The organism is Metabacillus sp. KJ11-3 (assembly GCF_055808295.1).
Genome location: NZ_CM147865.1, coordinates 1,205,455 through 1,226,463, shown reverse-complemented (window position 1 = coordinate 1,226,463; position 21,009 = coordinate 1,205,455). Strand labels below are relative to the sequence as shown.

Genomic DNA, 21,009 nt, shown 5'->3' with positions numbered 1-21,009 from the left:
ACATGTGACGAACACCATGTCTCTTTGACTTTTTTCATGTACTATACCTCTTCACAATATTCGTCAAAAGCTGATTGCAACTTCGCTACAACTGACATCGGATCATGACCTTCAATTTCATGACGTTCAACCATTGTCAGCAGCTTTCCATCTTTCAATAAAGCAAATGATGGAGATGAAGGCGGGTACCCTGTGAACATTTCACGCGCCCTTGCAGTTGCATCCTTATCTTGTCCTGCAAATACAGTAACCAGTTGATCAGGGCGTTTGTCATAATGAACAGCATGTGCTGCTGCTGGTCTAGCGATACCGCCGGCACAACCACACACACTGTTAACCATTACAAGTGTTGTTCCTTTTTTATTCAGTACCTCATCAACCTCTTCCGGACTTGTAAGCTCTGTATAACCTGCTGCAACGATTTCTTTACGAGCTTGTTGCACAATATCATTCATAAATAAATTAAAATCCATGTTCAAAAAAATCTCTCCTTTATCATCAATAAACCTATTTTACCAAGCTTTCTATTAAATGAGCAAATAGATCGCTTATCGTTTATGTTCTATATACATTTGTACTAATTCCAGCGCAGTCCTGCTCACATGTTTCGTCCCTGTTATAACCGTTTGTTCAGCTAAATGAAGCTCTTTTTTTATAAGCGGTTGATCGTAAAAATGACGAAATAACTCTTGTTTGATTAGGTCATGAAGCCAATTTAACTGTTGTTCACTGCGTCTTTGATAAAAAAGATTGCTTTTTTTTGTTTGTTTCTCAAAGTCTTTCACGATTTCCCATATGTCCACGACCCCTGTTCCCTCCAATGCGGAAGCAGTAACAGCCCTTGTTTCCCAGTCTTTTGTATAGGATGTTAAAAAGTGAAGAATAGAGTTATACTCACTTTTAGCTTTGTTAGCCCTGGACATATTTTCTCCATCTGCTTTGTTCACTACAACTAAATCTGGTAACTCCATAATTCCTTTTTTCATCGCTTGTAATTCATCACCGGCTCCAGTTAATACGAGTAGAAGGAAAAAATCAACCATTTCCCGTACAACAAATTCTCCTTGCCCTACCCCCATCGTTTCAACAAGAATTATATTATATCCAGCGGCTTCACATAAAATAATCGTTTCTCTTGTTTTCCTACTAACTCCACCAAGATTTCCACCGGAGGGAGAGGGTCTTATATAAGCATTTGGATGCTTCGATAATCTCTCCATCCTCGTTTTATCTCCCATTATACTCCCTTTAGAAACTTGACTTGTGGGATCGATCGCAAGAACCGCTACACGGTATCCTTGTTCACAGAGATATATTCCGAACGAGTCAATGAACGTACTTTTGCCTGCACCTGGTACACCTGTTATTCCGATACGAATTGTAGAATTGTTTTTCTGAAGCAATGATTCAATTATTTTTTGTGCTTTCTCAAAATGTTGCTTTGCATTGCTTTCTACCAATGTGATAGCTTGTGCTAGTAAACCTCGGTCTCCTTTTTCAATTCCTGCTATAAGCTGTTCTATTGGAGTGTCCGTTTTTTTCTTTACGAACTTTTTCATTCGCCGACTTCCTCATATCCAAGTCTTTCAAAAATTTTGTTTATTACTTTTGTGGCTGCAACAGGGATGACAGTTCCTGGTCCGAAAATTTCTGCAGCTCCTTTATCCGTTAATTCTTCATAATCCTGGTATGGGATTACTCCGCCAATAATGACAAGTATATCTTCCCTTCCAAGCTTTCTTAATTCATCCACTAATTGCGGTAATAACGTTTTGTGACCTGCGGCTAATGAGCTCATGCCCACCACATGAACATCATTTTCTACAGCTTGTGCAGCTGTTTCTTCAGGTGTTTGAAAAAGTGGACCGATATCAACATCAAAGCCTAGATCTGCAAATGCTGTTGAGATTACCTTTGCTCCTCTATCATGGCCATCCTGACCCATTTTTGCGATTAAAATCCTAGGCCGTCTTCCTTCAAGTTGATAGAATTGATCCGTTAATTCTCTTACTTTCTTTATTTCATCTTCATTCGTAAATTCGGAACTATACACACCACTAATTGTACGTATCATCGCTTGATGACGTTTTGAAACCTTCTCAATCGCGAAGGAAATTTCACCCAAAGTGGCCCTATGTCTTGCCGCTTCAACAGCTAATTCCAACAAATTCCCCTTTTTGCAGCAGCACAATTTGTTAATGCCTGCAGTGCCTTTGTCACTTTTCTATCATCTCGATTTGCTTTTACTTGCTTAATCTTTGCAATTTGCTTATTTCTTACTTCTTTATTATCAATTGAAAGTATATCGATTGGTTCCTCTTGCTCTAACTTAAATTTATTTACGCCAATGATTGCTTCTTGACCTGAATCAATTTTCGCCTGTCTCCGGGCAGCAGCTTCCTCAATTTTCATCTTTGGCAATCCTATTTCAATTGCCTTCGTCATCCCGCCCAGTTCCTCAATTTCTTTCATATGCAGCTTCGCTCTCTCGATTAAAGAATGGGTGAGTGATTCAACATAATAAGAACCACCCCAAGGATCAATCACATCACAGATCCCGGTTTCATGTTGAAGATAAAGCTGTGTGTTTCGAGCGATCCTTGCTGAAAAATCAGTTGGCAATGCAATTGCTTCATCTAATGCATTGGTGTGAAGAGACTGGGTATGCCCCATTGCAGCTGCATGGGCCTCGATACACGTTCGAACAACATTATTATAAGGATCTTGCTCTGTTAAGCTCCATCCTGATGTTTGAGAATGGGTTCTTAAGGCTATTGACTTAGGATTTTTCGGTTGAAATTCTTTTACAATCGATGTCCATAAGAAGCGGGCTGCCCTCATCTTTGCTACTTCCATGAAGTAATTCATTCCTATTGCCCAGAAAAATGACAACCTAGGGGCAAACTGGTCAATATCCAGACCGGCTTTAAGACCGGTACGAATATATTCAAGGCCATCTGCAAGTGTATAAGCAAGTTCAAGATCTGCAGGTGCTCCCGCTTCTTGCATATGGTAGCCGGATATACTAATGCTATTGAATTTCGGCATATTTTTCGATGTATATTCAAAAATATCACCTATAATTTTCATAGACATATCAGGTGGATAAATATAGGTATTCCGAACCATATATTCTTTTAAAATATCGTTCTGGATTGTGCCAGTAAGCTTTTCTATTGGAACTCCCTGTTCTTCTGCTGTCACGATGTAAAAAGCCATAATAGGTAATACCGCACCGTTCATTGTCATAGAGACAGACATCTCATCTAATGGTATGCCATCAAATAATTGCTTCATATCTAAGATTGAATCGATCGCGACACCTGCCTTTCCAACATCTCCAGTTACCCGTGGATGATCAGAATCATAGCCCCTATGTGTTGCCAAATCAAACGCAACAGATAGCCCTTTTTGTCCCATCTCTAAATTTCTTCGGTAAAATCTATTACTTTCTTCTGCTGTTGAAAATCCGGCATATTGTCTTATCGTCCATGGCCGATTCACATACATTGTGGAATATGGACCTCTTACAAAAGGCTCTATCCCAGGAAAAGACCCTAGGTGTTGAAGAGAAATTAAATCATGTTCATCATAGTGACTCTTTATGTTAATTTGTTCATTTGTTAAGTAGGTTTCATTTTTTGTATTTTGTTCTTGTTTAAATTGAACGAATGGAGAATTAGATAGATCACGTCTTTTCATTCTTTACTAACCCCCAAAATATTATGGATGTTTAGTATAAATTGATAGATATCATCATGCAAAGAAATCACACCAGATAGGTTGAGGTTATCTGTCATATCTTCCTCATTCCCCATGATATAAATGTAGAGGGATGGATTATCTTTCCTTAACTGCTGAATATAAGCGGAATCTACAACTTGAACATCTTCTTTTTTACCGCATAGAATAACAACTTGTAGGTTAGGTAAAGCTCTTAGGTCATCCCAAGAGGTAAGTTCAAATTCAATTCCTCCTGCTGCTAAGATTCCACTAATTTGATCAAGGCTTGGCTTATAGTTCTTTAACTTTCCAAATGTAATGATTCCAACTTTAACAAGACGACCCTGTTCTTTTGCTTTTTCAGCCTGAAAACGAAGCCTCTCAAAATGCTCAACTAATCTTTGACATTGAATAGGGTTAATTTGAAGTTTTTCTTTTTGATCGTCACCTTTCATTGTCGGAACTCTTTTCTCTTTATCAATATAGGTTAACACTTCCTGGAATGAAGGCCTAATCTCAGTTAGATTCTTGGGAACTTTACCTTTTTCTTCCTTCTTTACTGTTACTTTTTCATTTGTTAAAGCATATGCATTAGTTCCGATTACTAGTTTATCTCTTTTATTTACTACCGTCATTCGTTTTTCCCTCATCTTCTCGAGCTCATGCTGAATGGTTCCCTGTTTTAATTGAGGTAAAAACCCTCCATCTTGGTCAATTTCTTTTATTTTCTCCCATGCTTCCATCCCTAGTTGTTTCGTTATTGTTTCAACATAATAAGAGCCCGCAGATGGATCAACAACCTTTGATAGTAAACTTTCTTCATTCAATATAAAATATGTGTTCCTTGCTATTCTTTCTGCCAGAATACTAGATTGATTTAACACATGATCAAAAGGCAAAATTGTTATCTCATTCACTCCAGCAAGAACTGCAGAAAAACTTTCTGTTGTTGAGCGAAGCAAGTTGACATGAGCATCAAATGCGGTTTTGTTAAAGGTTGTTGTAATAGCATGCAGGTTAACTTTAAGCTCTTGTGCACTTCCACCAAATGCTTGAACAATCGAAGCCCATATATCCCTTGCCGCTCGGAACTTAGCGATCTCCATAAAAAAATTTGATCCAACACCAAGTGAGATCGTTAATGAGTTCTCAATACTTTCAAATGGAATCCCCCTATTTATAAGCTCATTTATGAGATCAATCGCTTGTGAAAAAGTAAAAACTAACTCTTGAAGTGCATTTGCTCCCGCTTCACTATAGATATTTCCTTTTATTAATAGACATCGAACATGTCCTTCATTTGCGGCAGACCATTTCATCGTATCAGCCAAAAAATCCAGTTTAGTCCCAAGTGAAACCTGAGCTTCCCCTTCAAGTAAAAGCTCCTCATAAGGATCAAAGCTAATCGTTCCAAAAACATGTTTAAATTGATGCTGCATTTTTTGGTGGTGAAAGAACAAAGGCGTAAACCCTATGTTTTCTCCCACATCAATAAAAACAATATCCTCAGTCCAATTTAATGAAGAAAAAGCATCAACTATATCTTGTTCTCTTTCTATATAATCAATATTTGTCATATAGAAGGAGTGTTGACCTCTTTTTTTGCGTAGATTATTTTTTCTTTTAAATCTTGGGGATCTTTTGCTGATATTAATTGACTGATTTTTAATTGATGATCTTTTCCTTTTAGATGTATTCTACTAGTTACATTATGATCTAAATCTAATTCATCGTATAACGCTTTGATCACTATTCCTTCATCAGACATTTTCATTAAATTTTCTATAGGTTTGCCTCTTAATGATTTTTCCACTTCTTTTTCCCAAGCTTTATGTTTATCCCTAGTTACAGATGCTCTCTGTTCCTCCTCCATATTGCACCTCCAAAATGGAGGCCCACCCCCTTTGAACTTTTACCTTATATCATATTATGCGAGCTTCCTTGTAGATAATTACTTTACAAAAATCGCAATTACAGTAAAAAAGTATACGCTTACATTTATTTATAATCTTATTCTATTATAATTTCCTCATCACAGCAATGAACATTCCTATGTTTTTCAGTTACATTACTATTAAAAAAAGTAACCGAAAGATCGATTACTTTTTTTGATGTGTTAATAAATTGATGTTGTTTCTTTAGATGTATGCTCAAGAATCTCTTTGACTCTTGAAAGGAAACGACCGCTTACTAATCCATCAAGAATCCTATGATCTAAGGACATACATAAATTCACAATGTCTCTTACTGCAATCATCCCATCAATAATAACTGGACGTTTCACAATGGATTCAACCTGAATGATTGCTGCTTGGGGATAATTAATAATTCCCATTGATTGAACAGATCCAAATGAACCAGTATTATTAACTGTAAAAGTACCTCCCTGCATATCTTCTGAGGTTAACTTTCCGTTTCTTACCTTGTATGCTAAATCAGTGATATCTCTTGCAATTCCTTTGATTGTTTTTTCATCTGCATGTTTTATAACAGGCACATATAAGGAATCCTCAGTTGCAACAGCAATTGATATATTAATATCCTTCTTTTGAATAATTTTATCTCCCGCCCACATTGAGTTAATTTGCGGGAATTCTTTTAAAGCTTGTGCAACAGCTTTTACAAAGAAGGCAAAAAAGGTTAGATTAAATCCTTCATTCTTCTTAAAATCATCTTTTATTGAGTTTCTATACTTAACAAGCTCAGTCACGTCCACTTCCATCATCATCCAGGCATGTGGAATTTCATGTTTACTTCTTACCATATTTGCAGCAATTGCTTTTCTTACACCTGTTACTGGTATTTCTCGATCACCTGTTTGAGCTGTATCTGGTGCTGAGACTTTAGAAGATTTTATTTGTGCAGGCATTTCTTCTTTTGCAGCTGGAGCAGGTATTGAGCCTGATTCAATTATTTGTAATAAATCTTTTCGTGTAATACGTCCACCCGCACCGGTACCATTAACTTGTTCAAGATTTATTTCATGTTCTTGTGCAAGTTTTAGGACTGCAGGGGAATATCTTTTTTTGTTTTGATTATTTTGGGGTGATTCACTTAACTGTTCATTTTGTTCTTTTATTTTCGAAGGTTGATCTTTTATTTCTATTGACTCACCCTCAACTTCGATGTGGCAAATAACATCTCCAACATCTAAAGTGTCTCCTTCATTAGCAATAAGCTCCTTAATGACACCGCTAAATGATGAGGGTACTTCTGCATTAACCTTATCTGTCATGACCTCTGCTAACGGGGCATACTTTTCTACCTTTTCACCAACAGAAACGAGCCACTTACTAATGGTACCTTCTGTCACACTTTCCCCTAACTGGGGCATTTTAATTTCTTCTATAGCCACAATGGAACCTCCTCGGTTAAAAGGCTTTTCTACAAATTATTAAAACTCAGCTAATTTACGTATTGCTTCCTCAACTTTATCGGGATTCATCATAAAGAATTTTTCCATCGTTGGAGCATAAGGCATCGCTGGTACATCAGGACCTGCTAGTCTCATAATTGGAGCATCCAAATCAAACAAACAGTTTTCTGCTATAATAGCTGAAACTTCACCAATAATACTTCCTTCTTTATTATCTTCTGTGACAAGTAATACTTTACCAGTTTTGGAAGCTGCTTCAATAATTGTTTCTTTATCTAACGGGTATACTGTACGTAAATCAACTACATGAACAGAAATACCATCATTTGACAAACGTTCAGCAGCTTGAAGAGCAAAGTGGACACATAACCCATACGTTATAACAGTTACGTCATCTCCTTCACGCTTCACATCTGCTTTTCCAATTGGCAATACATAATCATCAGTTGGTACCTCACCTTTTATTAAACGATATGCACGTTTATGTTCAAAGAAAAGTACCGGGTCATCATCACGTATCGCTGCTTTTAAAAGCCCTTTGGCATCATATGGTGTTGACGGAATAACAATCTTAAGTCCTGGTTGATTCGCGAACATCGCTTCGACTGATTGAGAATGATATAATGCCCCATGCACACCACCACCAAAAGGTGCTCGAATAGTTATAGGACAACTCCAATCATTGTTCGATCGATACCTAATTTTAGCCGCCTCTGAAACGATTTGATTGACAGCAGGCATAATAAAATCAGCAAATTGCATTTCTGCTACTGGTCTCATTCCGTACATAGCCGCACCAATACCAACACCAGCGATGGCTGATTCAGCAAGCGGTGTATCTATTACGCGAGCTTCACCGAATTGGTCATACAGACCTGCAGTTGCTTTAAAAACGCCACCTTTCTTGCCAACATCTTCGCCTAATACAAAAACATTTTCGTCGCGCTCCATCTCTTCACGCATTGCCATTGTAATGGCTTCAATATACGATATAACAGCCATATTTTCTCCCCCTACTCAGCATACACATATTTTAAAGCGTGATTTGGATCCGCATATGGAGCCGCTTCTGCATATTCGGTTGCCTCATTTATAATTGTCATTATGTTATCGATGATTTCTTTTTCTTTTTCATCTGTTAAAATTCCAAGTGATGTTAAATACTGGGCAAATGTTAACACCGGATCATTTTTCTTTGCTTCAGCAACTTCGTTTTGCTCCCGGTAACTTCGATCATCATCATCACTAGAATGTGGTGTTAATCGATATGAGATTGTTTCAATTAAGGTAGGACCCTCTCCGCGACGTCCCCGATCTGCTGCTTCTTTTACAGCCCGATACACTTCAAGTGGATCATTACCATCTACAGTTTCACCGTGCATTCCATATCCAATTGCTCGATCTGAAATTTTTTCGCATGCAACTTGCTTATCATAAGGAACAGAAATAGCATACTTGTTATTTTCACACATGAAAATAACAGGCAGTTTATGAACTGCAGCAAAATTAGCTCCCTCATGGAAATCACCTTGATTTGATGATCCTTCACCAAAGGTCACAAACGTAACTAAATCTTTTTTTTGCAGCCTCCCTGCAAGTGCGATACCAACCGCATGTGGAACTTGAGTTGTAACAGGTGAGGATCCGGTGACAATTCTATTTTTCTTTTGACCGAAATGTCCCGGCATCTGTCTTCCACCCGAATTTGGATCCTCTGCTTTTGCAAAGCCTGAAAGCATGAGGTCTTTTGCTGTCATACCAAACCTTAAAACAACTCCCATATCTCTATAGTAGGGAAGCACATAATCTTCTTTACGGTCTAGTGCAAAAGCTGCTCCCACTTGAGCTGCTTCCTGTCCTTGACAAGAAATAACAAATGGAATTTTACCAGCACGGTTTAAAAGCCACATCCGTTCATCAATTTTTCTTGCTAACAACATTGTTTCATACATATTTAATACATCTTCATCAGTAAGGTTTAACATTTGATGACGATTTTCTGTCATTTGTATACCTCCTAGTTTAAAAGCGTAAGCGCCCGTTCAGTAACCATGCCTCCGACATGCACTTACACTTTACTATTAAAAGTGGATAGCTTTGCCATCAACGGCAAGTGCTGCTTCACCAATTGCCTCTGATAATGTCGGGTGTGGATGAATGGTGTGTGAAATCTCCCACGGTGTGGCATCAAGAACTTTCGCAAGACCTGCTTCAGATATCATGTCTGTAACATGTGGTCCAATCATATGAACTCCTAAAAGGTCATCTGTTTCCTCATCAACGACAAGTTTAACAAAACCATCAACTTCACCAAATACAAGTGCCTTCCCAATCGCCTTAAAAGGAAATTTACCAATCTTCACTTTATGCCCTTTTTCTTTCGCTTCACCTTCAGTAAACCCTAAACTCGCTGCTTCAGGCGAGCTATAAATACATTTGGATATCAATGAATAATCCATTGGAATTGGATTTTTACCTGCTATATGCTCCACGGCAATAATCCCTTCCTGTGAGGCTACATGAGCTAACTGTAACCCGCCAATAACATCACCAATTGCATAAATGTGAGTTTCCTTCGTTTGATAAAACTGATTCGTGTTTATAAAACCTTTTTCTAGCTGAATATCTGTATTTTCAAGACCAATTCCCTCGACATTTGGGTTTCGCCCAACAGATACGAGCATAATATCTGCTGCAAATTCTTTTTGTTTACCCTGATACTCAGCGTGAATGGTTACACCATTTTCCTTGTTAACTGTCTCCGGTAATACCTTTGTACTTGTATAAATGTTTACACCTTTTTTTGTCATTAATCGAGTCATTTCTTTTGAAATTTCTACATCTTCTGTCGGAAGGATGCGGTCAGCATATTCACATAGAGTCACACTAACTCCAAAGTCTGATAGCATTGAAGCCCATTCAATACCGATTACACCACCTCCAACAATGATCACTGATTTTGGTAGGGATGTTAATTCCAGAGCTTCATCAGAGCTTATAATCGTTTTGCCATCAATTTCTAGTCCACCAAGACTTCTTGGCCTTGAACCCGTAGCAATAATGACATTCTTAGGAATAAGCATTTCATTTTCCTCTCCATTGTTCATCTCAACCGAAATCGTACCGGGCATTGGAGAGAAAATGGATGGGCCAAGAATTCGACCGAATCCTTCATAAATATCAATTTTACCTTTTTTCATTAATTGCTGAACACCTTGATGCAATTGATCAACAATGGCTTGTTTTCGCTCTTGTACCTTCAAAAAATTCAGCTTAACATCGGATGTTTCTACACCGAATTGATCACCCTTTTTTGCAGTGGTGAAAACTTCTGCACTTCTTAATAATGCTTTACTAGGGATACACCCTTTATGAAGACAGGTTCCTCCAAGTTTCCCCTTCTCCACAATCGCTGTTTTAAGTCCAAGCTGTGAAGCCCGAATTGCAGCAACATAGCCACCGGTACCTCCACCAAGAATAACCAAATCGTAATCAGTAGCCACTTTCATACACTCCTTCATTTGTAGGAAGCAACAAATATTTTTTATAAAGAACACCTGTTGTTCTACTTCTTTTCTACCATTTCTTTATGCCAGCAAGGCTAAGGTGTCCGATGTTGTTATAACAGTTAAAAAACCTTTGACACCATTTTCTCATTCGGATAATGTTTGGCTTCCTCTTCTTTTCTTAATACTCGGAGTGCACCTTCAGCTAACGCCTGCAGCTCATTTTCACCTGGAAACACATAAACATCTGCAATCCAATCAACATATGATGAAATCTTATTAACAAAGGTTTTTCCATATGCTAATCCCCCAGTTAATACGATTGCATCAACCTTACCTTTTAAAACTGCACTTGCAGAGCCAATTTCTTTTGCAATTTGATAGGCCATTGCATTATAAATTAATGTTGCTTTTTGATCCCCTGCTTTAATCATTTTCTCTACCTTTGTTGCATCATTCGTTCCTAAATATCCGACTAATCCACCTTGTCCTACAAGCTTCTTCATCATTTCTTCCCGGTAAAAGTCTCCAGAATAACACATTGCTACAAGGTCCCCTGCCGGTACAGTCCCCGCTCTCTCGGGACTAAATGGTCCATCACCATGCAAACCGTTATTTACATCAATAACACGACCGTTCTTATGAGCACCAACAGTGATGCCTCCACCCATATGAGTAATGATTAAGTTTAAATCTTCATATTTTTTATTGAGATCTGCCGCCACTCTACGTGCAACTGCTTTTTGATTTAATGCATGAAAAATACTTCTTCTTTGAATAGAGGGGATACCTGATATTTTCGCGATTTCTTCCATTTCATCCACAACCACCGGATCTACGATATAAGCTGGGATATTTAGGGCAGCAGCAATTTCAAAAGCTATAATGCCACCTAAATTAGAGGCATGCTGTCCAGCAAAACCTTTTCTTAAATCCTCAATCATCTCGTCATTAACTGTGTATGTACCGCCCTCAATTGGACGAAGGAGTCCGCCGCGGGCACAGACCGCATTTAATTTGGAGATGTTAATCCCTTCTTCATCTAATGTTTCAAGGATGCTTTGTTTCCGAAATTCGTATTGATCGATAATAGTCGAAAACGTATTAAGTTTTTCAGCATCATGCCGAAGTGTTTTCTCAAATATAGATCTTTTATTGTCAAACACACCAATTTTTGTTGAGGTTGAACCTGGATTTATGACAAGTATTCGATATTCATTGCTCAGCAATTGGCCAAAACCTCCGTAGTTATTCATTCATTTTATTTATTACTTCGTTATGTACAGCTTCTTCCCTGAGGTTTTTTGAGACAAAGATTAATGCACTGAATTAACCTCAACAAAATGGCTTCCGGTCATTTACGTGAATTAATTGTACTAATTGTTAAGGTTAATTCCCTAATTTTGTTCATTATTAAGATCTTCGACTTAATATATGATGACCGTTTTGTAAAAATTGGCTACGGGAGTTTCTCATTCTCTCAATTCTTTCTTCTGCTAAGCGATCAGCAGCCTTGTATGTTGGAATACCATCCCGTTTTGCTATTTCAATAACCCGTGAGATATTATTGTAGATTGTTTCCACTTTTTTGAGCGCTCTTTCACTATTGTAACCATACAATTCATCAGCTACATTGATTACACCACCTGCATTAATAACATAATCAGGTGCATACACTATTCCCAACTCATGAATTAATTCACCGTGCTTTGTATCTTTTAATTGATTATTTGCCGCACCCGCAATAACTTTTGCTTTTAATTGGGGAATCGTAACATCATTTATTGTTGCTCCCAATGCACATGGTGCATAAATATCGCAATCAACACTATAAATATCGTTCGGTTCAACAGCCTTAGCATTAAAATCTTCTACAGCTCTTCGAACAGCTTCCTGATTAATATCTGTTACTATTAATTTTGCTCCCTCTTCATGGAGATGCTTGCAAAGATTATACGCAACATTTCCTACACCTTGTACTGCCACAACTTTTCCTTCAAGAGAATCTGTACCAAATGCTTCTTTTGCAGCAGCTTTCATCCCCCTGTATACTCCAAAAGCCGTAACCGGCGAAGGATTACCCGATGAACCAAATGCAGGAGAAATACCTGTTACATAATCTGTTTCCTCATGAATGAGATCCATATCAGCAACAGTAGTCCCAACATCCTCAGCAGTAATATAGCGACCATTCAGTCCCTGAATATACCGGCCGAATGCTCTGAACATTTCTTCATTTTTATCTTTTCTAGGGTCACCAATGATAACTGTTTTTCCGCCTCCCAGATTTAATCCTGCGGCAGCATTTTTATATGTCATCCCACGAGCAAGACGAAGTGCATCCTCTATCGCTTCTTCTTCTGAAGCATATGTCCACATTCGTGTTCCACCTAAGGCAGGGCCTAATGTTGTATCGTGAATAGCAATAATGGCTTTTAATCCTGATTGTTTATCTTGGCAAAATACCAATTGTTCATAGTCATATTGCTCCATATATTTGAAAATTTCCATGATGTGCTTCCTCCTAAGGTTTTACTTTTCTGAAGAACATAAAGCCAATGCTAATGAATATAGTTTACTTTCAGAAGTGTCAGATCGGCTTGTTAGGACAATTGGAGCTTTGGCTCCCGCGATTACTGCTCCCACCTTTGCTTTCGAAAAATAAATCAATGATTTATAGAGAACATTTCCTGCTTCAATACTCGGAACCAAGAGGATGTCAACTTGCCCTGCAACCTCACTTTTGATTCCTTTATGTTGTGCCGCAAGAAGAGAGACTGCATTATCAAGTGCTAAAGGGCCATCAATCACACAATTTTGAATTTGACCTCTCTTATACATCATTGTAAGCGCTGCTGCGTCAAGGGTTGCTTTCATAGATGGATTAACAACCTCTACAGCTGCGATTGCTGCGACCTTTGGTACAGATACTCCGATTGATCGCGCAACATTTACAGCATTTACAACGATCTGCTCTTTTTGTTGTAAATCCGGTTCAATGTTCATTGCAGCATCTGTTACAAAAACCGCTTTAGAAAACCCTGGTATGTCAAACATAGCAACATGTGATAAAACTCTTCCAGTCCTTAAGCCATATTCCTTATTTAAAACAGCCTTTAAAAGAATGGATGTTGGAATATGACCTTTCATAAGAACTGATGCCTCATTTTGATGAACAGCTCTTACCGCAAGCTCTGCAGCTTGTTGTTGAGAGCGAGATTGAATGATTTGAACCATTTCCTTTTTAATTCCTTTTTTGTCCAACAAAAGTTCAATTTCATCCTTTTGGCCAAAAAGCATAAAATGAGCTAAATCACGATTAATTGCCTCTGCTACCGCCTCTATGACCTCTTCATCCTCAGCTGATGCCACAGCTACGCTTTGACCTTTTATTTTTGCTGCTTCTATAAGCAGGTTTTCCAACTTCATTCTCATTCATTTCCTTCCAAAACATCAATTTGACCATCAACTAATTGTCTCTTAAATATAAGCAAGAAGTATGCCAAAAAAGTCCTTGTCCCATTTTAAGTCGAGTGATTAAATAAAAAAATCTTAAAAACCACATTTATGTATGAAAAAAAGAGTAGAAAAACCGTGGCTTGCCGCTATATTCTATTTGCGAAAGCCATAGCTTTTCTCATGTATGATCCACTGATTTCTTACATTTTCAATTTGTGCATAGAAAGAATTCATCATTTATCCTTCTTTATCATATAACGATCATGCACCTTTTTGCAAACTATGAATTCTATTGCATGCTATTGTTTGCAAGATTATACTTTTCCATTTTATAATAAAGACTTCTTAATGAAATTCCTAAAGCTTTTGCTGTCTGTGTTCGATTATATTCATGAAACTCCAAAGATCGTTTTATAACATCTGCCTCAACTCGTTCAACCGCCTCAGCAAGTGTTTCTTCATTATTATGGACAAATGCTTTATTTTCTTGTACTTTTCTTTCATGTCGAGAAAGTTGAAGCACTGGAATATGCTTTTCACTTATCGTCGTTTCATGATATTCCATAAAGATAATCGCTCTTCCGAGGACATTTTCAAGCTCCCTAACATTTCCAGGCCAATGATACTGAATAAGCTGATTGGTAGCCTGTGATGTTAAGCTTTCAATATTTCTTCCATAGTCTTGATTTAATTTTCGAAGCAAACGTTCACATAATGCCGGTATATCTTCCTTACGATCTCTTAATGGTGGAATGGAGATTGGATATCGATTTAGTCGATAATATAAATCCTCCCTAAAGCTCCCTTCAGCCATGGCCTTTTCAATATTTACATTTGTAGCTGCAATTACACGTACATTTACAGCAATTGGCTTAGTTCCTCCAACCCTGACAATTTCATTTTCTTGCAGTACCCGTAATAGCTTTGCCTGCATATTAGCTGAGAGCTCACCTATCTCGTCTAAAAAGATACTTCCATTATTCGCTTCTTCAAAGAATCCCTTTTTTCCGCCTCGTTTAGCTCCAGAAAAAGCCCCCTCATCATAACCAAACAGTTCACTTTCAAGAAGGTTCTCAGAAATCGCGGCACAATTAACTCGAATAAACTTATTGTACTTCCTGTCACTTGCATTATGGATTGCATGGGCAAATAGCTCTTTTCCTGTTCCCGATTCCCCTCTCAGCAAGACAGTAGCAGGTGTTTTGGCTCCTAATTTCGCTTGTTCAATTGCCATTTTCATTTCGTCACTTACACCAATAATATCTTCAAATGAATATTTTGCTTCTAACGTTCGAATGATTTGTCGAGCCCGGTTTAGTTCAGTTGTTAAGGTCTGTATTTCAGACATATCATGAATAACTCCAACACTTCCTTTTAGCTTACCGCTAACAATGACTGGTGCAACATTAACAATTACATCTTTTTTAGCCGGTCCAACTTTCATTCTTGCCCCGCGGACAGCACGCCTCGTTTGTAAAACCCTCATATGCATACTCTCACCCTCTGAAATATCGGCTGTTGCAGGTTTACCTATTACTTGATCTTCAGTTAACCCTGTTAGCCTTGAATATGCACGGTTAATAAGAATTCCTCTACCTTCCTCATCAACAACCGAAATAGCTTCTTCAGAAGATTGAATAATCGCTTCTAGCATCATCTGTATATCTTTTAAATTTGTGACTTCCTCTGCTAAATTTACAACCTCAGTAATATCTTTAAACAACGACAATGCACCTAGCAGATTTCCAGATTCATCAATCATTGGAATTCTCGTTGTAATAATCTTTAAACCATTTTCCAGTACTTGTTCTTGATTTATTTCAACTTCACGGGTTTTTAATGTTCTTCCAAGCTTACTTGATGAGATTACCTTTTTTATATTTAAGCCTATTGCTTTTTCTCGAGGAAAACCGGTGATTTTTTCAGCCATTTTATTAAACAAAATGATTTTTTCGTTAATATCAATAACAATCATTCCATCATTTGTCGAATTAAAGATCGTTTGCTGTTTATACGTTTCTTCTTTTAGCCTTGCAATCAATTCCTCTTTTTCTTCAACAAGCTCAGAAATGATTAGAGCTACAGATCCGGGAATGATCATCATGTCAGAATGCTTTACTTTTTGTAATTTTTGCATCACTTCGTTAGAACCTGTTGCCTCAATAATGATATTGAGGTTAGAATTCACGAACGGTTCCCATTTTGTACTTGTTTGTATGCCTCGCTTTTTTGCATATTCTATCCCTGGCGCTAGCTCATTTTGGTCAATAACAGCAACTACTTTCATTATTGACGTTTCAACCATTCTCTTTAATAGTGCCAAACCAGCTTTACCTGCCCCAACTATCATAACTCGCTGCATAAAAATCTATCCCCTTTGTACACATCGGAATGACCGTACTCTTAAATTCAAACATTTGCAATTTTTTGCACACCTTTATCATATCGCATACGAATGCTACTTGACAAACAAGGAGAAGAAACAGACAATTATTTATAGTTTGAGAAACTTAGCTTGTCGCCAAGTTTTAATTGAGGAAAACCTCAGTTTCCTTATACTATCATCCATAAAATATATATAATTTCTGATCGTATAGAAGAAAGGACGCCTGCTCTATGTCAAGAATCATTGCTCTAATTATTATGGTTATTCCAGGATTATTTGCTGCTTTTGGTATTAAACTTATGCGTGATATGACATTTGGAATTCTTCAGCCTCCTATCCCCTTTTTATGGGTGCAGTTTTTAATAGGACTACTATTCTTTCTTGGCGGTCTTTCATTTGTAGCAGGATTTATTTTTTACAGAGACCGAAAACGAAATAAAGTCCAAAAAAATTTAGCAGAGTTCAAAAATAGAATTCCAATCAACAAAAAGAGTGACCAAAATTTGATCACTCTTTTTGTTGATATTTTTTTCTCTGCTCGACAGCCCTGTCGGGAAAGTCCGTAATGAAAGCGTCACAATCATTTTCCATTAAATCGATCATTATCTTCTCTTCATTGACTGTAAACGGTCTTACGGAAACTTGATGAAGTTTAGAATTCTCAATAATCCCCCGGTTTACAGCGTAATAATGCGGGTGCAGCCCTGAAGCACCAACATCCTTCGCGTATTCCCAAGGCTTATATAGCCCCTCCATATACAATATAGCCGTTTCGATCTCACCTGAAAGCTCCGCACATTTCACTAAGCTATAATGATTAAAAGAGGATATGATCGTCCGTTTTTCAAGATTGAATTTTTGAACTAGTTCAATCGTCCTTTCCTCAATCATAGGATATTCAATTATTCCATTCTTTAATTCAATATTGATTAAAAATGAAGGAAGAGTTTCTACCCATTTTAACACTTCCTCAAGAGTAGGAATTTTGACTTGTCCAGTATATTGTGAAAAGGTATAGCTAGCGTCTAACTTTAGAACGTCTGATAATAACAACTCACCAACAAAACCGGACCCATCTGTTGTTCGATCAACTGTTTCATCGTGAATAACAACAAGTTCACCGTCTTTTGTCATTTGAACATCTAACTCAATACCATCAGCACCAGCTTGATACGCTGCAATAAACGAAGTCATCGTATTTTCAGGGTAAGTACCAGCTGCTCCCCGATGTCCAAAAATCAATGTCATCTTGAATACACCTTCTTTTCATGTAAAAATAAAGTGAGACTCCCATCAGTGGGGTTTTCTTCCTCCCCCACTGATGGTTAGCGAAACTTATCACACTCAAAGCCCCATTCCCTGTGGCTTCACCTGACTTGGACGTCCTGTCCTTCGTCGATTCTTTACGGGCAGTAACTCTCTCGAATTCTGAAGATAGTGTCATACTGCGCTTTAAGAATGGAATAAATGTAGGAGGTTGATCTTATGAGACCATTGCAAATTTCTGCTGAGACAGCTCAGAAGCTGGCCAAATCACTTAATGTTCCTCTCGAACAAATTATGCATATGCCACAGCATATCCTGATTTCAAAGCTTGCTGAACTTAACAAAAGCGAAGAGGAAAAGAAATAATCCTGCAAACCCCTTATTTTTATACTAAAAGTAAGGGGTTTTCTATATATTTCTTCCTCATTTTATTTCCCTTATAACATTCTCCGCACATATCATTTTTTCCTTTTTGACAACAATTATTATCAAAATTAGTACCAAGTAATAGAAATAGATGTTATGATAAGGTTATTAAACCCGATGAGGTGAATCAAATGTTTTCAAAGGCTCGAATAACAGCTATTGGATCTTATGTCCCTGAACGAGTGATAACGAACCATGATTTCGAAAAAATGATCGATACAAATGATGAGTGGATAACAAAGAGAACAGGCATTAAAGAAAGAAGATTCGCAGCAGATAATGAATTTACAAGTGATCTATGTATAAAGGCAATAGAAGATTTAATCAGACGCTACAACAAAGAAATTAGTGATGTTGATTTTATAATTGTAAGTACCATTTCACCGGATTATCAAACACCAAGTGTGGCTTCCTATATACAAGGAAAATTAGGCATTCGAAATGCAGGAGCAATTGATTTAAACGCGGCATGTGCAGGCTTCACCTATGGACTTCATATGGCAAATGCATTAATTACTAGTGGACTTCATAAAAAGGTTCTTGTCATTGGAGCAGAAACCATCTCAAAAATGACAGACTTTTCTGATCGAACCACTTGCATCTTATTTGGAGATGGTGCAGGAGTAGTACTTGTTGAAGAAGAGCAGGAAGGGCATTTCCTTGCCTCCTCTGTTCATTCCGAAGGAGAAAAAGCGATTCACCTTTATAGTACAAATTTATCACACACTATGTTTCAACAAAATCTCGAACATAAAAGCCAACTTGTCCAAAATGGAAGAGAAGTATATAAATGGGCTGTTACAACTGTCCCTAAATATATGAATATCCTGCTTTCAACAACAAACTTGACAATAGACGATATTGATTGGTTTATTCCACATAGTGCGAATTTAAGAATGATCGAATCCATCTGTGAAAAAAGCGGATTTAGTATAGAAAAGACTATTTACAGTATGGTCAATTACGGAAATACATCAGCAGCTTCAATCCCATTATCTCTAGATTTAGGAATTAAAGAAGGACAAATAAAAGTTGGAGATACATTATTACTCTACGGCTTTGGTGGTGGTCTTTCTCATTCCGGTCAGGTTATAAAATGGGGTTAGTTTCAGCAAATCACAAAAAATGTAAAAATACCATATGAAAGTTTCAATATTTTCCTTATTGTGCTATGCTTGACTAGAAGCGAGGTGTCAAATTTGGCAGCATATAAAGCAAAGAAAAGTAATTTAAAAGCACTTTTAACCAAAAGTAACACTGAGCTTGATGTTTTGGCGGCAAATACAAACATTCCACTGGAACAATTACATGGCTATTTAGATAAAAAAGTCATGAACTTGAACAATGCAATGACAGTCTCAAAAGCACTAAATTGTAATATAGAAGACCTTTATGTTTGGAAGGTTGCCGGAGAGTGATTAGATTCACTCTTTTTTTGTAAAACAAAAAGGTCTCCTTATTTCTCAATGTTCTTCTTTATTGACTTGTGTATGGTGTATTTAGTGGTCAGTTGTATCGTATCTAAATTGAATTGAGCATATAATAGTAAATTCCTACAATATAAAAGTTAATTATTATTTTTCATAAACTGCTTCAACATTATTAATATTGGACATCCACAATATACCTTTGTGGATATTAACAACTTACCCTTTACCTCTTATCGATTTGCAAACCTCAATAACACCAAGGGTTTAAAACCACTTCTAAAGAACTCTTTTTTCATCATTTTCTAAATTTATTTACTGATCAACCTATTCTTCAATCTAATTTCTGATAAAATAGCCTTATGTTAGGATCTAAATAAATCTTATTTGAGAGGTAAAATAATGTCTAAAGATGTAAAAACCGAAAACTATTCAAAACATTTTTCAGAACAGTCTTTTTGGAGCAAGCTAAAGAAATTTGGTAAAAAAGCCGGTGTTTCGGTTGTTTATGTGGCACTATTACTTTTTTATACTCTCCAAAAGCCAACAACTCCTGTATGGGCTAAGACGGTTATAATAGGAACATTAGGTTATTTTATACTTCCTGTTGATTTAATCCCTGATTTACTTCCTGGCGGTTATGCTGATGATATGTCAGGATTGTTCGGTGCATTAGTAACTGTCGCTATGTTTATTGATGATGAAGTAAAAGCTAAGGCAAAATATAGAATCAGAATTTGGTTTGGTGACAATGCAGTGTCAGAAACTAATACAGTAGATGATACATTAAATAAAAAAGTTAACAAAGAAGATGCAGAAAATATAGGTAATTGATTCTTCCTTGGCTCTCTAAGGAGCCTTTTTTATTACGAAAATTGATATTTTATAGAGTATTGATTTTCGCCATTTGTAAGGAAGGTCAAATTTGTTACCCCTACACCTTCCTCACACTGAAACAAGTCTTAACCCTGATCTGTGTTACTCGTTATCGATCCAATCGATCTGTTTCCCCTTACCTAAATTATCCTTCCATATTTTTTTGCACATGACATAAATTGGATTAAAAAAAGAACCAATTCATGTCTGTGTTGATCAGTATGATTGATTTTTTTAGATTTATCATTGGAAACAACAGTATATTTCCCTCTCTCTCGTAAATATTTAACACACTGTCGAAAGTGTCCAGATTTGTTGATGTCTGTAATTTTCATTTCTTTTTCTAAATTAACTTGAAACAGTTTCATAGTCTGTACATAACTTGCAAGTGTTTTTCGAGACAGATTTTTTGAATCTCGATACAACATAAAATTATCTAAATGATATTCAATAATAGACATAACAATAGGCCTCCCTTTTTACTGGATTTATCCAATAAATAGGAAGACCTATTATTAAGTGCTTTATAATTTATTCGTTGGTCATCTGTTTCACTATTCCAAC

18 protein-coding genes and 2 pseudogenes are annotated in these 21,009 nt (G+C 37.0%); 5 read left to right on the top strand and 15 right to left on the bottom strand.

From position 1 onward, the window contains the following. Positions 1–41: 41 nt before the first annotated feature. The 13 genes and pseudogenes from AC0L8O_RS06325 to AC0L8O_RS06265 form a co-directional block, all read right to left on the bottom strand. On the bottom strand, positions 42–479 hold the full coding sequence (locus AC0L8O_RS06325) for a BrxA/BrxB family bacilliredoxin (RefSeq protein ID WP_026558877.1): 438 nt from the start codon (positions 477–479) through the stop codon (positions 42–44). A 69-nt stretch (positions 480–548) separates the two neighbouring features. Further along, positions 549–1,559, bottom strand: a complete 1,011-nt coding sequence (meaB, locus tag AC0L8O_RS06320) for a methylmalonyl Co-A mutase-associated GTPase MeaB (RefSeq protein WP_473447005.1) — start codon at positions 1,557–1,559, stop codon at positions 549–551. Further along, positions 1,556–3,702, bottom strand: a pseudogene (gene scpA, locus AC0L8O_RS06315) (methylmalonyl-CoA mutase). The gene meaB and the pseudogene scpA overlap by 4 nt, the downstream one beginning before the upstream one ends. After that, a complete protein-coding gene (locus tag AC0L8O_RS06310) occupies positions 3,699–5,300 on the bottom strand; it encodes a methylmalonyl-CoA mutase family protein (RefSeq protein WP_473447004.1) in 1,602 nt (533 codons plus the stop codon). Before AC0L8O_RS06310 ends, scpA begins: the two are co-directional and overlap by 4 nt. Further along, on the bottom strand, positions 5,297–5,596 hold the full coding sequence (locus AC0L8O_RS06305; protein ID WP_473447003.1) for a hypothetical protein: 300 nt from the start codon (positions 5,594–5,596) through the stop codon (positions 5,297–5,299). The genes AC0L8O_RS06310 and AC0L8O_RS06305 overlap by 4 nt, the downstream gene beginning before the upstream one ends. A gap of 243 nt (positions 5,597–5,839) precedes the next feature. Beyond that, positions 5,840–7,078 carry a dihydrolipoamide acetyltransferase family protein gene (locus AC0L8O_RS06300; RefSeq protein ID WP_473447002.1) on the bottom strand — a complete coding sequence of 413 codons (1,239 nt, stop codon included), beginning with the start codon at positions 7,076–7,078 and terminating at the stop codon, positions 5,840–5,842. 39 nt (positions 7,079–7,117) lie between these two features. Then, positions 7,118–8,101, bottom strand: a complete 984-nt coding sequence (locus AC0L8O_RS06295) for an alpha-ketoacid dehydrogenase subunit beta (RefSeq protein WP_078432666.1) — start codon at positions 8,099–8,101, stop codon at positions 7,118–7,120. Positions 8,102–8,112: 11 nt separating this feature from the next. Continuing rightward, positions 8,113–9,105 carry a thiamine pyrophosphate-dependent dehydrogenase E1 component subunit alpha gene (locus tag AC0L8O_RS06290; protein ID WP_473447001.1) on the bottom strand — a complete coding sequence of 331 codons (993 nt, stop codon included), beginning with the start codon at positions 9,103–9,105 and terminating at the stop codon, positions 8,113–8,115. A gap of 75 nt (positions 9,106–9,180) precedes the next feature. Continuing rightward, positions 9,181–10,602 carry a dihydrolipoyl dehydrogenase gene (gene lpdA / locus AC0L8O_RS06285; protein WP_473447000.1) on the bottom strand — a complete coding sequence of 474 codons (1,422 nt, stop codon included), beginning with the start codon at positions 10,600–10,602 and terminating at the stop codon, positions 9,181–9,183. 125 nt (positions 10,603–10,727) lie between these two features. Next, on the bottom strand, positions 10,728–11,834 hold the full coding sequence (gene buk / locus AC0L8O_RS06280) for a butyrate kinase (protein ID WP_473446999.1): 1,107 nt from the start codon (positions 11,832–11,834) through the stop codon (positions 10,728–10,730). A gap of 184 nt (positions 11,835–12,018) precedes the next feature. Beyond that, entirely contained in the window at positions 12,019–13,116 is a 1,098-nt protein-coding gene (gene bcd, locus AC0L8O_RS06275) for a branched-chain amino acid dehydrogenase (RefSeq protein ID WP_473446998.1), read from the bottom strand. Positions 13,117–13,137: 21 nt separating this feature from the next. After that, the gene (yqiS, locus tag AC0L8O_RS06270) at positions 13,138–14,034 is read right to left on the bottom strand and encodes a phosphate butyryltransferase (RefSeq protein ID WP_473448705.1); all 897 of its coding nucleotides are present in this window, start codon (positions 14,032–14,034) and stop codon (positions 13,138–13,140) included. Positions 14,035–14,353: 319 nt separating this feature from the next. Next, entirely contained in the window at positions 14,354–16,426 is a 2,073-nt protein-coding gene (locus AC0L8O_RS06265) for a sigma 54-interacting transcriptional regulator (RefSeq protein WP_473446997.1), read from the bottom strand. A gap of 254 nt (positions 16,427–16,680) precedes the next feature. Here AC0L8O_RS06265 and AC0L8O_RS06260 point away from each other — a divergent pair. Continuing rightward, a pseudogene (locus AC0L8O_RS06260) lies at positions 16,681–16,899 on the top strand (DUF2627 domain-containing protein); the annotation flags it as partial. Between the two features lie 58 nt (positions 16,900–16,957). Here AC0L8O_RS06260 and AC0L8O_RS06255 read toward each other — a convergent pair. Next, positions 16,958–17,698, bottom strand: a complete 741-nt coding sequence (locus tag AC0L8O_RS06255; protein ID WP_473446996.1) for a glycerophosphodiester phosphodiesterase — start codon at positions 17,696–17,698, stop codon at positions 16,958–16,960. Between the two features lie 237 nt (positions 17,699–17,935). Here AC0L8O_RS06255 and AC0L8O_RS06250 point away from each other — a divergent pair, with 237 nt between their 5' ends. From AC0L8O_RS06250 to AC0L8O_RS06235, 4 genes are all read left to right on the top strand, one after another. Next, complete coding sequence (locus AC0L8O_RS06250; RefSeq protein ID WP_473446995.1) at positions 17,936–18,082, top strand: YycC family protein; 147 nt, start codon at positions 17,936–17,938, stop codon at positions 18,080–18,082. A gap of 191 nt (positions 18,083–18,273) precedes the next feature. Then, positions 18,274–19,248: a beta-ketoacyl-ACP synthase 3 gene (locus AC0L8O_RS06245; RefSeq protein WP_473446994.1), complete on the top strand. Its 975-nt coding sequence runs from the start codon at positions 18,274–18,276 to the stop codon at positions 19,246–19,248. 93 nt (positions 19,249–19,341) lie between these two features. Continuing rightward, complete coding sequence (locus AC0L8O_RS06240) at positions 19,342–19,560, top strand: helix-turn-helix domain-containing protein (protein WP_034331831.1); 219 nt, start codon at positions 19,342–19,344, stop codon at positions 19,558–19,560. Between the two features lie 411 nt (positions 19,561–19,971). Continuing rightward, positions 19,972–20,403 carry a YkvA family protein gene (locus AC0L8O_RS06235; RefSeq protein ID WP_473446993.1) on the top strand — a complete coding sequence of 144 codons (432 nt, stop codon included), beginning with the start codon at positions 19,972–19,974 and terminating at the stop codon, positions 20,401–20,403. A 182-nt stretch (positions 20,404–20,585) separates the two neighbouring features. On the opposite strand, the gene AC0L8O_RS06230 is transcribed toward AC0L8O_RS06235, so the two are convergent. Continuing rightward, positions 20,586–20,906 (bottom strand): hypothetical protein, encoded by a 321-nt coding sequence (locus tag AC0L8O_RS06230; protein WP_473446992.1) that lies wholly within the window; start codon positions 20,904–20,906, stop codon positions 20,586–20,588. Positions 20,907–21,009 lie beyond the last annotated feature (103 nt).

Excerpts from the sequence above, each read along its gene's own strand:
- AC0L8O_RS06305 (WP_473447003.1), bottom strand. The coding sequence starts at position 5,596 with ATGGAGGAGGAACAGAGAGCATCTGTAACTAGGGATAAACATAAAGCT.
- meaB (WP_473447005.1), bottom strand. The coding sequence starts at position 1,559 with ATGAAAAAGTTCGTAAAGAAAAAAACGGACACTCCAATAGAACAGCTT.
- AC0L8O_RS06290 (WP_473447001.1), bottom strand. The coding sequence starts at position 9,105 with ATGACAGAAAATCGTCATCAAATGTTAAACCTTACTGATGAAGATGTA.
- AC0L8O_RS06265 (WP_473446997.1), bottom strand. The coding sequence starts at position 16,426 with ATGCAGCGAGTTATGATAGTTGGGGCAGGTAAAGCTGGTTTGGCACTA.
- AC0L8O_RS06255 (WP_473446996.1), bottom strand. The coding sequence starts at position 17,698 with ATGACATTGATTTTTGGACATCGGGGAGCAGCTGGTACTTACCCTGAA.
- AC0L8O_RS06310 (WP_473447004.1), bottom strand. The coding sequence starts at position 5,300 with ATGACAAATATTGATTATATAGAAAGAGAACAAGATATAGTTGATGCT.
- AC0L8O_RS06295 (WP_078432666.1), bottom strand. The coding sequence starts at position 8,101 with ATGGCTGTTATATCGTATATTGAAGCCATTACAATGGCAATGCGTGAA.
- AC0L8O_RS06230 (WP_473446992.1), bottom strand. The coding sequence starts at position 20,906 with ATGTCTATTATTGAATATCATTTAGATAATTTTATGTTGTATCGAGAT.
- AC0L8O_RS06245 (WP_473446994.1), top strand. The coding sequence starts at position 18,274 with ATGTTTTCAAAGGCTCGAATAACAGCTATTGGATCTTATGTCCCTGAA.
- bcd (WP_473446998.1), bottom strand. The coding sequence starts at position 13,116 with ATGGAAATTTTCAAATATATGGAGCAATATGACTATGAACAATTGGTA.
- AC0L8O_RS06235 (WP_473446993.1), top strand. The coding sequence starts at position 19,972 with ATGTCTAAAGATGTAAAAACCGAAAACTATTCAAAACATTTTTCAGAA.
- yqiS (WP_473448705.1), bottom strand. The coding sequence starts at position 14,034 with ATGAAGTTGGAAAACCTGCTTATAGAAGCAGCAAAAATAAAAGGTCAA.
- AC0L8O_RS06250 (WP_473446995.1), top strand. The coding sequence starts at position 17,936 with ATGAGACCATTGCAAATTTCTGCTGAGACAGCTCAGAAGCTGGCCAAA.